Consider the following 15,554-nt stretch of genomic DNA (forward strand, 5'->3'; position numbering starts at 1 on the left):
ATTAATTCAAAATAGTATAGAATGAACTGTAGATTGGGTAAATGCGCATATTTGCATTTTTATAAATGTAGGAGACTTACGATGTTAGAAAAGTTAAAGGAAAAATGGGATGAAATCTTATTGAATTTAAAAGAAGAACACGAAATTACAGACGTGTCTTTTAAAACATGGCTTCTTCCGCTGAAAGTTCATTCCGTTAACGGTGAAAAGGTCATCGTTACGGTACCGGATGTGGAATTCTTAGGATACATCCGCAAAAAATACGGATTTCTTCTGAAAATTACCATAGAAGAAGTGACTGGTTTTGAGTGCACCGTGGATTTCGTTGTTGAAAACCAAATTCAAAAAGAAGCTGCAACCGCACCTGCAGGCAACACTCTCATTACCAATACCATGAACCAGGTCAGCCAGTCGGCCATCATAACCGCAAACTTAAATCCAAAATATACGTTTGATACTTTTGTGGTTGGTGCCAATAACAATCTGGCCCATGCCGCATCCCTGGCTGTTGCGGAATCTCCCGGTGAAATTTATAACCCTCTGTTTATCTACGGAGGCGTGGGTCTTGGAAAGACCCACTTGATGCATTCCATCGGCCATTTCATATTAAAAAATAATCCGGCTGCAAAGGTCTTATATGTGACCAGTGAAAAGTTCACCAATGAACTGATTGACGCTATCCGTAATAAAAACAACTTCTCTCCTACGGAATTTCGTGAGAAGTACCGCAACAATGACGTTCTTCTGATTGACGATATCCAGTTCATCATCGGTAAGGAAAGTACCCAGGAAGAATTCTTCCACACCTTCAACGCCTTATACGAAGCGAAAAAACAAATCATTATTTCCTCAGATAAACCGCCTAAAGAAATCGAAACACTGGAAGAACGTCTCCGGTCCCGGTTTGAATGGGGCTTAACCGTGGACATCCAGTCCCCTGATTATGAGACAAGGATGGCCATCCTCAGGAAAAAGGAGGAAATGGAAGGCTATAACATTGACAATGAGGTCATCAAATACATAGCAACCAACATCAAATCCAACATCCGGGAACTGGAAGGAGCCCTGACAAAGATCGTGGCCCTGTCCCGCCTTGACAATAAGGAGATTACCGTAGAACTGGCGGAAGAAGCCTTAAAGGACATCATTTCTCCCAATGACAAGCGGGAAGTCACGCCGGAACTTGTCATACAGGTGGTTGCAGATCACTACGGCCTTACTCCTCTTGATATCTGTTCCCAAAAGAGGAACAAGGAAATCGTTTATCCACGTCAGATAGTCATGTATCTCTGCCGCGAAATGGTCGGTACCCCCTTACAGATGATAGGAAAATTCCTAGGAGGAAGGGACCATACCACCATCATCCATGGAATAGAAAAAATAACTGCCAACGCAGATAAAAACGAATCTTTAAATAATACCATTGAAATTCTGAAAAAGAAGATTAATCCACAATAAGGTGTGTATTAGCTGTTCATATTCTGTGGATAATGAAACCCCTTAAATCGTTTCTTAAGTTTCTGTGGATAACCGAAAGGTTTTCCTTTGTTTTTGTGGACGTTATTCACAACCTTATGAACATAGAAACATCAGCCTTTATAAAGGTTATCAGGGCTTTTACACAAACCCACAGCCCCTACTACTAATACGACGGAATTTAACTATATTATCCATCTATTAATTGCAATTTCTAGAGCAAAGGAGTTATCAACAATTATGAAGCTGACATTTAAACAGGATGAGATCCTAAACGGCATTAATATTGTACTGAAAGCAGTTCCCAGTAAAACCACCATGTCCATCCTGGAGTGCATCTTTATTGATGCCAGCGGATCAGAGATTAAACTGACCGCCAATGACATGGAACTTGGAATTGAGACCAAGGTAGAAGGAACCATTCTGGAAAGGGGAAAGATCGCCCTGGAAGCAAAGCTGCTTTCTGAGATCGTAAGAAAGCTCTCTTCAGCAGGAGATTCCCTGGTTACCATAGAAAGTGATGAAAAGTTTACCACTACAATTTCCTGTGAAAACTCTGTATTCCATATTCAGGGAAGGGATGGAGAGGAATTTGCCTATCTTCCGTATATTGAACGGGACCATTATATTTGCTTATCCCAGTTCTCGTTAAAAGAAGTGATCCGGCAGACCATCTTTTCCATTGCTCCAAATGACAGCAATAAAATGATGACCGGAGAGCTTTTCCAGGTGACAGGCAACCAGTTAAAGGTGGTTTCTCTGGATGGTCACAGGATTTCCATCCGGAATATTGAATTAAAAGATACGTATCATGATATAAAAGTCATTGTTCCTGGCAAGACTTTAAATGAAGTCAGCAAGATCCTGGGTGGGGACAGTGAAAAGGAAGTGCTTATTTTCTTCAGTACCAACCACATTTTGTTCGAATTTGACGATACTATTGTTGTTTCCCGTTTGATCGAAGGAGAATATTTCCGTATTGACCAGATGCTGTCCAGCGATTACGAGACAAAAACATCAGTTAACAAAAGGCAGCTATTAGACTGTCTTGACCGGGCAACCATCCTGGTAAGGGAAAATGATAAGAAGCCGCTGATCATGAATATTGAAGATCAGGAGATGGAGCTGAAGATGAATTCCAGCTTTGGTTCCATGAATGCTCAGGTTCCCATTCATAAAACAGGAAGCGACATCATGATCGGCTTTAATCCAAAGTTTTTAATTGATGCCTTAAGGATTATTGATGATGAAGAAGTGACTCTTTACATGCTGAACCCTAAATCTCCCTGCTTTATCCGGGACGAAGAAGGAAAATATATTTATTTGATTCTTCCTGTAAACTTTAATGCGGCAGCAGTTTAAACTGCCTCTTCCATAGGGAGAGACAGGGGGAGAGAGGATTGCCCTTGGGGCATACCGGTATGCCCAAAAATCATGGGCAATAGAGAGGGAATTATGGAAACGATCAAGTTAAGGGATGAATATATCAAACTGGGACAGGCCTTAAAAGCAGCCGGTTTGGTGGGCTCTGGAGTTGACGCCAAATTTGTCATAGAGGATGGCCTTGTACAGGTCAATGGCCAGGTGGAATACCAGAGAGGAAAGAAATTAAGAGCCGGAGACGTAGTAACATTTGAAGGAAATGCCATTAAAATCGAGGAACGCCCTGACGGACAAACCTTGACACCCGATAAAGCGGGGCGCGCTGTGCCCAAAAAACATGGGCAGGAAAGAGGAAATAACACCATCCATGATAATTGAGTCGATAGAGCTTAAGAATTACCGCAACTATGATGAATTACATATGGATTTCAGTCAGGGAACCAATATACTCTATGGGGACAATGCCCAGGGAAAAACAAATGTCTTAGAAGCAATCTATGTCTGTGCTACGACAAAATCCCACAGAGGGAGCAAGGATAAGGAAATTATACAGTTTGACAGGGATGAGTCGCATATCAAGCTAAACATCAGAAAAAACAATATTCCATACAGGATCGACATGCATTTGAAGAAGAATAAAGCCAAAGGCGTGGCAGTAAACGGTGTTCCCATAAAGAAGGCCAGTGAATTGTTTGGAATTGTCAACGTTGTATTTTTTTCTCCGGAAGACTTAAATCTCATAAAAAACGGACCGGCCGAAAGGCGCCGGTTCGTTGATTTGGAATTATGTCAACTAAATAGATATTATGTCCACTCCCTTGTGCAGTATAACCGGATCGTGACGCAGCGCAACAAACTGTTGAAAGATATGGCTTTCCGGCCGGATTATGAGGAAACACTGGATGTGTGGGATATGCAGCTGGTCCAATACGGAAAGGAAATGATCGGTTACCGGAAAGAATTTATAGAGCAACTGGATGGAATCATTGGATCCATCCATGGTCAGCTTTCCGGGGAAAAGGAACACCTACGAATCCTTTATGAGCCTAATGTGGGGGCCGAAGAGTTTGAGGAGGCCATAAGGCGAAGCAGGCAGCAGGATATGAAGCAGAAAACAACCCTCACCGGTCCACACCGGGATGATTTAAGCTTTGTCATCAACGGAATCGACATTCGCCGGTACGGTTCCCAGGGGCAGCAGAGGACAGCAGCTTTGTCCTTAAAGCTTGCAGAAATAGAGCTGGTAGAAAAAACAGTATTTGATTATCCCATCCTTTTACTTGATGATGTATTATCAGAACTGGATAACAGCAGGCAGAATCAATTGCTTGCAGGAATCAATCATATACAGACCGTGATCACCTGTACGGGGCTGGAAGAGTTCGTAAGAAACCGGTTTCCTGTAGATAAGATATTCCGGGTGGTAAGCGGTACCGTAGGCAGTGAAAATTAGTTACAGTTTGGCAAAACTATAACGCAAATAACGATGCAGGAGGAAGCGTGCAAATATGAGTCAAGAATATGGTGCAGATCAAATCCAGATATTAGAGGGTCTTGAAGCAGTAAGAAAAAGACCTGGTATGTATATCGGCAGTACTTCCACAAGAGGACTTCATCATCTGGTTTACGAGATCGTGGACAATGCGGTGGATGAGGCTCTTGCAGGATATTGCGACAGCATAGAGGTGATTATCCATCCTGACAATTCCGTGACAGTCGTGGATGACGGGCGGGGGATCCCTGTGGGAATCCAGAAGAAAGCCGGGATTCCGGCGGTTGAGGTGGCTTTTACCATCCTCCATGCGGGCGGCAAATTCGGCGGCGGGGGATATAAGGTCTCCGGCGGACTACACGGGGTGGGTGCTTCTGTAGTCAATGCCCTTTCCCAGTGGCTTGAGGTAGAAATCCGCCAGGACGGAAAGATCTATAAACAGCGTTATGAAAAGGGAAAGACCATGTATCCCTTAAAGGTTATAGGAGAATGCGGCCCGGATGAGCATGGAACAAAGGTAACCTTTCTTCCTGACGGGGAAATTTTTGAAGAAACGGTCTATGATTACGATACCTTAAAGATCCGTCTTCGTGAAACTGCATTTTTAACGAAAAACTTAAAGATTATCCTTCGGGATGAGAGAGAAGATAAGCATGAGCACGTATTCCATTATGAAGGCGGCATCAAAGAGTTTATCACCTATTTAAACAAAGGGAAAACCCCTCTTTATGATCAGGTGTTTTACTGCGAAGGAACAAAGGATGGCGTTTATGTTGAGGTTGCCATGCAGCATAATGATTCCTATACGGAAAATATATACAGCTTTGTCAATAATATTAACACTCCGGAAGGAGGAACCCATCTGGCAGGTTTTAAGAATGCTCTGACAACCACTTTAAATGATTATGCCAGAAAGAACAGGCTGTTAAAGGAAAACGAAACCAACTTATCCGGTGAAGACATCAGGGAAGGTCTGACGGCCATCATCAGTGTCAAGATCGAGGAGCCTCAGTTTGAAGGCCAGACCAAGCAGAAATTAGGAAACAGCGAAGCAAGAGGAGCGGTGGACAACCTGTTAAGGGAACAGTTCACCTATTATTTGGAGCAGAATCCAAGCCTTTCAAAAACGATATGTGACAAATCCATTCTTGCTCAGCGGGCAAGAGCTGCAGCCAGAAAGGCCAGGGATTTAACCAGGAGAAAGACTGCTCTTGAAGGGATGGCCCTTCCTGGAAAGCTTGCGGACTGCTCCGACAAAAACCCGGAAAACTGTGAGATCTACATCGTAGAGGGGGACAGTGCCGGCGGCTCTGCAAAGACCGCCCGTTCCAGGAATACCCAGGCCATCCTTCCTTTAAGAGGAAAGATCCTGAACGTGGAAAAGGCTAGGCTAGACAAGATCTATGCCAATGCGGAGATCAAGGCCATGATCACTGCATTTGGTACAGGGATCCATGAAGACTTTGACTTAAGCAAATTAAGATATCATAAAATCATCATTATGACTGATGCCGACGTGGACGGCGCCCATATCAGCACGTTGCTTCTCACCTTTTTATACCGCTTCATGCCGGATCTGATCAAGGAGGGCTATGTATACCTGGCACAGCCTCCCTTATACAAGGTGGAGAAAAATAAAAAGGTATGGTATGCCTACAGCGATGAGGAACTAAATGCCATCCTGAAGGAAATCGGACGTGACAATAACAATAAGATCCAGCGATATAAAGGTCTGGGAGAGATGGACGCAGAACAGCTTTGGGAAACCACCATGGATCCGGAAAGAAGAGTCCTTCTAAGGGTCATCATGAATGAAGATACCACTTCTGAGATGGATTTAACTTTTACCACCTTAATGGGTGACCAGGTAGAGCCAAGACGTGAATTTATCGAAGCCAACGCGAAATACGTACAGAATCTTGATATTTAATTGGAGGAAATAAAATGGAACCAAATATCTTTGATAAAGTTCATGATGTGGACCTAAAAAAGACCATGGAAAAATCGTATATCGATTATGCCATGAGCGTCATTGTTTCCAGAGCCCTGCCTGATGTAAGAGACGGTTTGAAGCCCGTTCAGCGTAGAGTCCTGTATTCCATGATAGAGCTCAACAACGGTCCGGATAAGCCACACCGTAAATGTGCCCGTATCGTCGGTGATACCATGGGTAAGTACCATCCTCATGGCGACAGCTCTATTTACGGAGCCCTGGTGAATTTAGCACAGGAATGGTCAACCAGATATCCGTTGGTGGATGGACATGGAAACTTCGGTTCCGTGGATGGAGACGGCGCAGCAGCCATGCGATATACGGAAGCACGCTTAAGTAAGATTTCCATGGAAATGCTTGCGGACATCAACAAAGATACCGTTGATTTCAGTCCTAACTTTGATGAGACGGAACGGGAACCGGATGTTCTTCCGTCCCGCTATCCCAATCTTCTGGTCAACGGAACCTCAGGCATAGCCGTTGGTATGGCCACCAATATCCCTCCCCACAATTTAAGGGAGGTCATCAGCGCGGTGGTTCATATTATTGACAACCAGGTGGAGGAAAACAGGGAAACCACCATGGAGGAAATCCTGGAAATCATCAAAGGTCCGGATTTCCCCACAGGAGCAACCATCCTGGGAAAAAGGGGAATTGAAGAAGCATACCGCACAGGAAGAGGAAAAATCCGTGTCAGGGCTGTCAGCGATATTGAAGCCATGGCAAACGGAAAAAACCGGATCATTGTGACCGAGCTTCCTTACATGGTCAATAAGGCCCGCCTCATTGAAAAGATCGCGGAGCTTGTGAAGGACAAAAAGGTAGACGGCATTACCGACTTAAGAGATGAGTCCGACCGTTCCGGAATGAGGATCTGTATTGAGCTTCGACGGGATGCCAATGCCAACGTTGTACTTAACCAGCTGATCAAGCACACCCAGCTTCAGGATACCTTTGGGGTAATCATGCTTGCCCTTGTTAAAAACAGTGCCGGCGTTCTGGAGCCTAAGGTCTTAAATATACTGCAGATGCTGAATTATTATCTGGATCACCAGAAAGAAGTGGTGACCAGAAGGACCCGTTACGATTTGAATAAGGCGGAAGAAAGAGCCCATATTTTACAGGGTCTGCTGATTGCCTTAGATAATATCGATGAAGTCATCAGAATCATCAGGGGTTCTGAAAATGTCCAGGCAGCCAAGGCAGAACTTATGAGCCGTTTCGGCTTAAGCGATGTTCAGTCTCAGGCCATCGTGGATATGCGTTTGAGAGCTCTTACCGGTTTGGAGAGGGAGAAGCTTGAAAACGAATACAGGGAGCTGGAAGCCAGAATTGCGGAATTAAAATCCATCCTTGCTGATGAGAAAAAGCTTTTGGGAGTGATTAAGGAAGAAATCTCCATCATTTCCGCAAAATACGGAGATGACAGAAGGACCTCCATTGGCTTTGATGAATTCGATATGTCCATGGAAGATTTAATTCCCGATGAAAGTACCATTGTTGCCATGACAAAACTGGGATATATTAAGAGGATGTCTGTTGACAACTTCAAAAACCAGAACCGGGGCGGCAGAGGAATCAAAGGAATGCAGACCATTGACCAGGATTACATTGAAGACCTGATGATGACAACTACCCATCATTACCTGATGTTCTTTACCAATACAGGCCGGGTTTACCGGTTAAAGACCTATATGATCCCGGAAGGAAGCAGAACCTCCAGAGGAACCGCCATTGTAAACCTTCTTCAGATGCTTCCGGGTGAGAGTATTACGGCCATCATCCCTATGAAGGAATATGATGATGACAAGTTCTTATTCATGGCTACCAGAAACGGAATGGTAAAGAAAACACCTATGATGGAATATGCCAATGTCCGTAAGAACGGTCTTCAGGCCATTGTACTTCGGGAAAATGATGAGCTGATTGAGGTAAAGGCCACCGATGATACAAAGGATATTTTCCTGGTAACGAAAAAGGGACAGTGTATCCGGTTCCATGAAAAGGATGTCCGTATTACCGGCCGTGTATCCATGGGTGTTATCGGCATGAAGCTTAATGAGGATGACCAGGTAGTAGGCATGCAGAAGGAATCCCAGGGACCAAAACTTTTAATCGTATCCGCCAACGGCATGGGCAAGCGTACTCCGATTGAGGAATTTACTCCCCAAAGAAGAGGCGGAAAAGGCGTTCTCTGCTATAAGATTACGGAAAAAACCGGAGATATCGTAGGAGCCAAGCTGGTCGAAGATGACCATGACCTCCTTCTGATCACTACTGAAGGAATTGTCATCCGTATTTCCGTCAATGACATTTCCGTCATCGGAAGAAATACCTCGGGAGTGAAACTGATGAACATTGACCAGGATTCTGATATTACCGTTGCCAGCATTGCCAAGGTGCGGGATGATGGAAGCAAGTCTGATGGAGAAGGTTTGGAAGAACTGGACATCATAGATGAAGAGCTGCCGGAGGAAATCAAAGAGATGGAAGATGCTCCGGAAGAGGAATGAAAATCTTAACACAAAGGATATGATTATATCTTAGTTTTGATTCCATTTCAGAAAAGGTTATAAAATGATAAAGAGTGTGATTGTCCGTATTAAGGATGCATAAATCAATACTTCTATAAAAAGTTGTCCGGCTTCAATGCCAGGACAACTTTTTTTATGGGCAGCGATAAAATTTTGTACTAGAAAGTAACTTCCAGATTATCAGTCAGCATCTGAATGAAGGCTTTATGGTCTTTGACCTGAATCAGCTTTTTCATAAATTCCCTGTCCGTCAGCATCATGGTAAGAGGTTCAAAGATTTCGTTAAAAATGTAACGGTCATTTTTGTTAAAGCACATCATAATGATCAGGGAAACAGGCTTTTCGTTCCATGAAACAGGAGAATTAGAGATTAATATATTCAGTCCTGTTTTTTCAGCATGCATTTTCATTGCATGGGGAATGGCAAAATCATGAAAAGCAGTGGAAGACAGCTTTTCCCGCATATAGATATCTTCCTGGAATGTTTCGTCTACGTAACCCAGCCGGTGCATTTTACCGGCCATATATTCGATGGAATCCCTTTCTGTCTTTAAATCATTTCTTCTTTCAAAAAATTCCGGAATGATAAGCATTTCCAAATAACTTTTAAAGGTGGCTTTCTTTTTACTGACACGAACGGATGTGATTTTATTTCTGATCACGGAAATATCCTTATCCGTAAGAAACATTCCGATATGGACGATATCCATGCCCAAATATCCATGATGGGGGACCGTAGATATCATAAAATCACATTTAGGGACCTGTTCCAGAACAGATTCCTCCGTCAAGATGTTCGTTATGAGCATTTCACAGGAAAAATGCTGATTGATGGTATCTGTCAGACGTACATTTAGATCATAATAATTGGGACAGTATAAAACAGCCGTTACTTTTTTATTAAGGCTTTTTTGTGCTTCCAGAGTACTTCCCAGGTGAAAGGTGATATAAGCAATTTCGTCGTCATTTATCATAATCCCTGTCCGGTCTTTGATGATTCCGGATAAATATACGGATACATCATAAATTAGCGGACAGGAAGTTTTAATTTCTTCCGTTAATGGATTCTTTGAAAACTGCTGGTTTTTTGACCTTTGAAGCAAGTTTCTTATGTGAATGGCAAACCGGATTAAAAATTCAGGCTCTGATAAATCAATGTAATAATACGCATTGACTGACTGGATCATTTCTTCCACAAGATCAAAGCATTCCTTGCCGATAAAATTCTCCAGGTTGGCAGTGGTTATGGTTTTATAATCAATGGTAGTGGCTCTGGAAATCAGAAGCAGGGCAAGCTCATAGATTTCAGCTTCACTATATGTGATATGAAAATGATTTTCCAGGTCTTTTGTGACTTGATTCGCCAGTTCATATTCATGATAACGGATTTTCGCCAGTTCATTTACATCCTGGGTATTGATGTTGTGATTTTTAATTCTGTCAATGGCAATGGTGATATGAAGAACAATATTGATCAAAGAATAGTCATTGACAAAATACTGGTATTGATCAAAGATATTCAGCAGTGTATTTTTAATATATTCAATTTCAATATCAGGAAAAACATGCTGTATGGTTTTCAGGCTTACAAAGTTAATGTTGGATTCATCGTATAAAATAGAGCTTAACAGACGGCGTTTATTTTTTTCCAGTCCTTCAATGAATAAGTTATCCTTTTGATTAAAAAGCTTTAAATCAAATTGGCCCAGCTTCTTTTTTACGGCACCCAGTTCATTTTTTAATGTAGAGTAGCTGATGAATATAGTATCGCATAAATCGTATGCATCAATGCCGGCTTCCTGCTTGATCAAAAGATTGATAATATAAACCAGTCTTTCCTTGGAGGACTGAGGAATGTGAGTGCCGGAGTTATTTAATATTTTTCTTCCGGCCTCTGCATGAATGGTATACCCTTTTCTGGAAGAAGAAATCGTCTGAGGATGGTTGTCATTGATTTCTGAAATATAATTTTTAATACTGCGTTCCGATACCCCCATTTCAGCAGCTAATGCAGAAGCTGTCATCTCTTTTGTATGCATCATCAGGATTCGTATCAATTTTATTAATTTTGGCCCCATGGTAAAACCCTCCTTCTGTCCATTATAAAAGTATGGAAAGGATTTTTCCACCAGAGTTTTGCACATGCAGCGTGCAAAACTCTGGTGGAATTTTAAACGGAAAAAAGTCATAATGAATGCATGAAACACATTGTGAAAATAATCCCTTGATTTCAACTCCTTTTATGAGAAGTTAAAAGGACAGCATTTTCATAATTCATATTATACAGATAAAGGAGGATTTTATTTATGTTAAATGTTTTATTGGTTTGCGGATCCGGTGCAAGCTCTGGATTTATGGCAGCTAATATAAGAAAAGCAGCGGCTGCAAGAAAAATGGAGGTTAATATAAAGGCCAGGGGAGAAAGTGAAATTGAAAACTATATTGATGAGATTGATGCCCTTATGGTAGGACCCCACCTGGCCTATATTATGGACGAGATTGAGGAGTATACCGGTGGAAAGGATGTGAAGGTCATTTTAATGAAGCCGGAATATTATTCAACGTTAAATGGAGATCAGGCATTGGATCATTTATTAAAGGAACTTGGTTAAGGGTATCAGGAGGAGGAGAAGGATGAAGCAGTTAATTTATTGGTTAGAGCACAGTTTTGCACCTAAGATGAACAAAATAAATAATAATGTATGGGTTACTACCTTAAAAGATTCCATTATGCAGGTGCTTCCATTTATTTTATTGGGATCTATTTTTTGCTTTTTAACCGTTCCGGGAGATGTGTTCGGCTGGAACTGGTGGCCGAATTTCTGGACCCCCTTTGGCTGGACAATGGGTCTTTTGTCCTTGTTTGTAGCATTTTTAATTCCTTTTAACTTAATGGAAAAGAAACGTATGCGCAAACAAAGGATCATCGCCGCTCTTTCCGGTGTGGTTGCATTTTTGATTATTATTTCTCCCCAGGTGATAAAAGATGGTCAGGCAGGATTTCAGCATGCGTCTTTAGGAGCCGGTGGAATGTTTGTAGCCATTACCGCAGGTGTTTTCTCCGGTTTTATCATGGGAATTTTCGGAAAGTTTTCATTTTTTAAAGAATCATCCGTAATACCTGACTTTGTAAGAGCCTGGTTTGATTCCATGCTGCCTACGGGTATTGTGGTCTGCACTCTCTGGGTTTTGGTAGATTTACTTGGAATTGATATTTATAATATCCTGCTATCGTTATTTATGCCAATTTCCAATGTTATGCAGACTCCCTGGGGATTTGTTCTTTCCCTTTTACTTGTTTGTTTTTTATATTCTCTTGGTATCTCAAGCTGGGTCCTTACACCGGTTTACAAGCCTGCAATGCTCATGGCCATTACTGCTAATGTATCTATGGCAGCAGCCGGTACGGCAACGTATGAGACCCTGAACCTGGTAACTGATCCTACGGTATATTCTGCTTATGTCTGGATCGGAGGAATCGGATGTACGTTGCCGCTGGTTATTATGCTTGTGTTTGCAAAAAGCAATAAATTAAGAGCATTAGGACGTGCAAGCTTAGTACCTGCTATTTTTAATATTAATGAACCGGTTGTATTCGGCTGTATTGCCTGGAATCCGATTATGATGATCCCCATGTGGCTGATGGGAATCATTCTTCCTTCAGTGGTCTGGATTTTTACTAAGGTGATACCGTTTGCCCCCATTCCTACCAGAGTATTTGATATGTGGTATTGTCCGTTTCCTATTTCTACCTGGCTGACAACGGGAAGTATCCGGGGGATTATTTTAATGGCTGTCTGTGCTTTGCTTTCCACCGTAATTTGGTATCCATTTTTCCGTATCTATGACAATCAGGAAGCAAAGTCAGAGAAAGAGGCAGAAGAAAAGAAATAGAGTAATAAGAAGGGTGATAAAAAATGGATGAAAAAACACTAGAGTCTGCAATGAGTATTATTATGAATGCAGGTGATGCACGTTTGCTGTGCAAAGAAGCCTTGACAGCCATTGCGGATCAGGATTTTACTTTAGCAAATGAAAAAATGAAGGAAGCGCAGAAAAAGATTACAGAAGCTCACCGGATCCAGACAGATGCCATCCAGGGAGAAACCAGAGGTGAAAAAACAGAGTATTCCCTGATTTTTGCTCATGCCCAGGATACGCTGATGACCATATACAGTGAAATCAACATTGCTAAGCAAATGATTAAAATTTTTGAAAACTGGGAAAACCGTATGAAGCGCCTGGAAGATCAGATAGAGAATCATGACATCAGGAAGGGAAGGAGAACGTTATGAAAAAAGTACCAAAGGGATTTCCGTCAGATTTCATGTGGGGAGGTGCCGTAGCGGCAAATCAGCTGGAGGGGGCTTTTGATCTGGATGGGAAAGGCCTCTGCCTGGCAGATATTAATGAGTTCCAAAAGGATCTGCCCATTGAAAAGCGTTCCAATGGTGAAATAACCAGAGCATATATCGAAGAGGCATTAAAAGGCAATGATAAGAATTTCCCCAAAAGGAGAGGCATTGATTTTTATCATACCTATCCTGAGGATTTAAAGCTGCTGGCTGATCTGGGACTTAAAACATTCAGAACATCCATTAACTGGGCAAGAATTTTTCCGAACGGAGATGATAAACAGCCAAATGAGAAGGGGCTGGAATTTTATGATAAACTATTTGATGAGATCATAAAAAACGGCATGGAGCCAATGATCACCATTTCACATTATGAAATGCCTCTTCATCTGACCACTGCATACAAAGGCTGGTATTCCAGGGAAGTCATTGATTATTTTGTAAAGTACTGCAAAACAGTATTTGACCGGTATGCGGGGAAAATAAAGTACTGGATCATTGTTAATCAGATAAATTTAATCGGCCATGAGTCGTTTAATCACCTTGGAGTTGCAGAGGATACGGTTGAAGATCTTTATTCTGCAAAATATCAGGCTGTCCATCATGAGATGGTAGCATGTGCCAGAGCCACAAAATATGCACATGAAAAATATCCTGATATGCAGATCGGCATGATGCTGTGCGGCGGACCGGAATATGCGGCCACTTGTAAGCCGGAAGATGTTTTGGCGGCATTAAAACACAATCAGATGGAGTATTTTTATGCAGATGTATTACTTAGAGGATATTACCCCGGATATGCATTCCGCTTTTTCCAGGACTGGAATATTAAGCTTACTTTTGAAGCTGGTGATGAAGAGGATTTGAAACATACGGCAGACTTTTTCTCATTTTCATATTATTATACTCAGATTTGTTCAAAGGAAAGCTATGAAATGGGGAATAAGGCATACAGAAATAAGCAGCTTCCTGCAAATCCATGGGGGTGGAGCATTGATCCCATTGGTTTAAGGATCTTATTAAATGAATTCTATGACAGATATCAAAAGCCTATTTATATTACGGAAAACGGAGTAGGATACTATGATGAAGTCGAAAATGGAGAAATCCACGATTCCTACAGGATAGATTATCTTCGTGCCCATATTGAGCAGATGAAGGAAGCCATTAAGGACGGGGTAGATTTAAGAGGTTATTATGCATGGGGGCCCATTGATATAGTTTCCTGCTCATCCTGTGAAATGAGCAAGCGTTACGGTTTTATTTATGTAGATTATGATGATTATGGCAATGGTACAGGGAAAAGAATGAAAAAGGACAGTTATGCATGGATGAAAAAAGTAATTGCATCGGGCGGTGAGGATCTGGTTTAACAGGAGGTGCTTTGTGAGGCAGTTTGAATTTGTGATTCAGGATGCATTGGGGATTCATGCCAGGTCAGCGGGAGATATGGCAGCAGCAGCCAAAAAGTTTACCTCTCTTATTACAATAAAGAAAGAAGATATAGAAGCTGATTTAAAAAATCCTCTTGCAATTATGAGGTTAGCAGCCAGACAGGAAGAACGGGTAATAATAACTGCCGCAGGGGAAGATGAATACCAGGCCATTGAGCAGTTGATAGAGCTGGCAGAAAGAATCGGATTATCTCCAAGCCGCTGAATTCCATGAAGTAATAGAAGTCCCCTTGACAAGGATCAGGCAAATTGATAAAATATAAACTGAAACTATATCAATTACAGATCAAGAGAGTTCGATTTGCCAAAAGGCTCATCGAACGGCTGATTTTCAAAGTTCCGCCGGCGCTATGCCTGACTCAGCTAAGGAAATTAGCCCATGAAATAGGGGATTCATATGACAAGTGAGTTTGCAGTAGCGGTTCATGGAATAGTTTATTTAAATCAAAGGAAGGTCACCATTTCCAGCGAAGAACTGGCTTCCAATGTATGCACCAATCCTGCCCGTGTGAGAAAGGTCATGGCAAAATTAAAAAAAGCCGGAATTATCACAACAAAGGAAGGGCTGGAGGGCGGCTATCATTTTGCAAAAGATTCCTCTGAAGTTAATTTAAAAAGCATATGTGATGCTTTGGATGTTACCTTTGTATCTTCTTCCTGGAAATCCGGAAATGTAGATACCCCCTGTATGATTGCTTCAGGAATGTCAGGGGTTATGGATGAAATATACGGGGATCTGAATGAGTTGTGCAGAAGAAGAATGGAAGAAATCACCATAAAAGATATTCAGGATAAATTAATCAAAAATCGTCCCGGTTCTATGGAATAATTTTTTTGAAATCATGTGCAATGCTGCTTGAAATAAAT

12 protein-coding genes and 1 pseudogene are annotated in these 15,554 nt (G+C 41.9%); 12 read left to right on the top strand and 1 reads right to left on the bottom strand.

Annotated features, from left to right (window positions below; translation table 11 throughout):
• The first annotated feature begins 81 nt into the window (after positions 1-81).
• The 6 genes and pseudogenes from dnaA (at position 82) to gyrA (ending at position 8,857) form a co-directional block, all read left to right on the top strand.
• A complete protein-coding gene (gene dnaA / locus CLOSA_RS00005; protein WP_013270744.1) occupies positions 82-1,458 on the top strand; it encodes a chromosomal replication initiator protein DnaA in 1,377 nt (458 codons plus the stop codon).
• 258 nt (positions 1,459-1,716) lie between these two features.
• Positions 1,717-2,838, top strand: coding sequence for a DNA polymerase III subunit beta (dnaN, locus tag CLOSA_RS00010; RefSeq protein WP_013270745.1), 1,122 nt, complete (start codon positions 1,717-1,719; stop codon positions 2,836-2,838).
• A 93-nt stretch (positions 2,839-2,931) separates the two neighbouring features.
• A pseudogene (locus CLOSA_RS00015) lies at positions 2,932-3,135 on the top strand (RNA-binding S4 domain-containing protein); the annotation flags it as partial.
• A 91-nt stretch (positions 3,136-3,226) separates the two neighbouring features.
• Positions 3,227-4,312 (top strand): DNA replication/repair protein RecF, encoded by a 1,086-nt coding sequence (gene recF / locus CLOSA_RS00020; protein WP_013270747.1) that lies wholly within the window; start codon positions 3,227-3,229, stop codon positions 4,310-4,312.
• 55 nt (positions 4,313-4,367) lie between these two features.
• Complete coding sequence (gyrB, locus tag CLOSA_RS00025; protein ID WP_013270748.1) at positions 4,368-6,281, top strand: DNA topoisomerase (ATP-hydrolyzing) subunit B; 1,914 nt, start codon at positions 4,368-4,370, stop codon at positions 6,279-6,281.
• A 14-nt stretch (positions 6,282-6,295) separates the two neighbouring features.
• The gene (gyrA, locus tag CLOSA_RS00030) at positions 6,296-8,857 is read left to right on the top strand and encodes a DNA gyrase subunit A (RefSeq protein ID WP_013270749.1); all 2,562 of its coding nucleotides are present in this window, start codon (positions 6,296-6,298) and stop codon (positions 8,855-8,857) included.
• A 179-nt stretch (positions 8,858-9,036) separates the two neighbouring features.
• Here the strand turns inward: gyrA and CLOSA_RS00035 are convergent, their stop codons facing one another.
• Positions 9,037-10,956, bottom strand: coding sequence for a BglG family transcription antiterminator (locus tag CLOSA_RS00035; protein ID WP_013270750.1), 1,920 nt, complete (start codon positions 10,954-10,956; stop codon positions 9,037-9,039).
• A 228-nt stretch (positions 10,957-11,184) separates the two neighbouring features.
• Here CLOSA_RS00035 and CLOSA_RS00040 point away from each other — a divergent pair, with 228 nt between their 5' ends.
• The 6 genes from CLOSA_RS00040 to CLOSA_RS00065 all read left to right on the top strand — a co-directional run bounded on the left by CLOSA_RS00040 (position 11,185) and on the right by CLOSA_RS00065 (position 15,516).
• Positions 11,185-11,490: a PTS sugar transporter subunit IIB gene (locus CLOSA_RS00040; protein ID WP_013270751.1), complete on the top strand. Its 306-nt coding sequence runs from the start codon at positions 11,185-11,187 to the stop codon at positions 11,488-11,490.
• Positions 11,491-11,512: 22 nt separating this feature from the next.
• Positions 11,513-12,772 (top strand): PTS sugar transporter subunit IIC, encoded by a 1,260-nt coding sequence (locus tag CLOSA_RS00045; protein WP_013270752.1) that lies wholly within the window; start codon positions 11,513-11,515, stop codon positions 12,770-12,772.
• A gap of 23 nt (positions 12,773-12,795) precedes the next feature.
• A complete protein-coding gene (locus CLOSA_RS00050; RefSeq protein WP_013270753.1) occupies positions 12,796-13,173 on the top strand; it encodes a PTS lactose/cellobiose transporter subunit IIA in 378 nt (125 codons plus the stop codon).
• Entirely contained in the window at positions 13,170-14,606 is a 1,437-nt protein-coding gene (locus CLOSA_RS00055) for a glycoside hydrolase family 1 protein (protein ID WP_013270754.1), read from the top strand. The genes CLOSA_RS00050 and CLOSA_RS00055 overlap by 4 nt, the downstream gene beginning before the upstream one ends.
• A 13-nt stretch (positions 14,607-14,619) precedes the next feature.
• Positions 14,620-14,892: an HPr family phosphocarrier protein gene (locus CLOSA_RS00060; protein ID WP_013270755.1), complete on the top strand. Its 273-nt coding sequence runs from the start codon at positions 14,620-14,622 to the stop codon at positions 14,890-14,892.
• 192 nt (positions 14,893-15,084) lie between these two features.
• Complete coding sequence (locus CLOSA_RS00065; protein ID WP_013270756.1) at positions 15,085-15,516, top strand: RrF2 family transcriptional regulator; 432 nt, start codon at positions 15,085-15,087, stop codon at positions 15,514-15,516.
• The last annotated feature ends 38 nt before the right edge of the window (positions 15,517-15,554 follow it).

It is taken from the genome of [Clostridium] saccharolyticum WM1 (assembly GCF_000144625.1).
GTDB classification, from domain to species: domain Bacteria; phylum Bacillota; class Clostridia; order Lachnospirales; family Lachnospiraceae; genus Lacrimispora; species Lacrimispora saccharolytica.

Coding starts and splice junctions, on each gene's coding strand:
- dnaA (WP_013270744.1), top strand. CDS start 82: ATGTTAGAAAAGTTAAAGGAAAAATGGGATGAAATCTTATTGAATTTA.
- dnaN (WP_013270745.1), top strand. CDS start 1,717: ATGAAGCTGACATTTAAACAGGATGAGATCCTAAACGGCATTAATATT.
- recF (WP_013270747.1), top strand. CDS start 3,227: ATGATAATTGAGTCGATAGAGCTTAAGAATTACCGCAACTATGATGAA.
- gyrB (WP_013270748.1), top strand. CDS start 4,368: ATGAGTCAAGAATATGGTGCAGATCAAATCCAGATATTAGAGGGTCTT.
- gyrA (WP_013270749.1), top strand. CDS start 6,296: ATGGAACCAAATATCTTTGATAAAGTTCATGATGTGGACCTAAAAAAG.
- CLOSA_RS00035 (WP_013270750.1), bottom strand. CDS start 10,956: ATGGGGCCAAAATTAATAAAATTGATACGAATCCTGATGATGCATACA.
- CLOSA_RS00040 (WP_013270751.1), top strand. CDS start 11,185: ATGTTAAATGTTTTATTGGTTTGCGGATCCGGTGCAAGCTCTGGATTT.
- CLOSA_RS00045 (WP_013270752.1), top strand. CDS start 11,513: ATGAAGCAGTTAATTTATTGGTTAGAGCACAGTTTTGCACCTAAGATG.
- CLOSA_RS00050 (WP_013270753.1), top strand. CDS start 12,796: ATGGATGAAAAAACACTAGAGTCTGCAATGAGTATTATTATGAATGCA.
- CLOSA_RS00055 (WP_013270754.1), top strand. CDS start 13,170: ATGAAAAAAGTACCAAAGGGATTTCCGTCAGATTTCATGTGGGGAGGT.
- CLOSA_RS00065 (WP_013270756.1), top strand. CDS start 15,085: ATGACAAGTGAGTTTGCAGTAGCGGTTCATGGAATAGTTTATTTAAAT.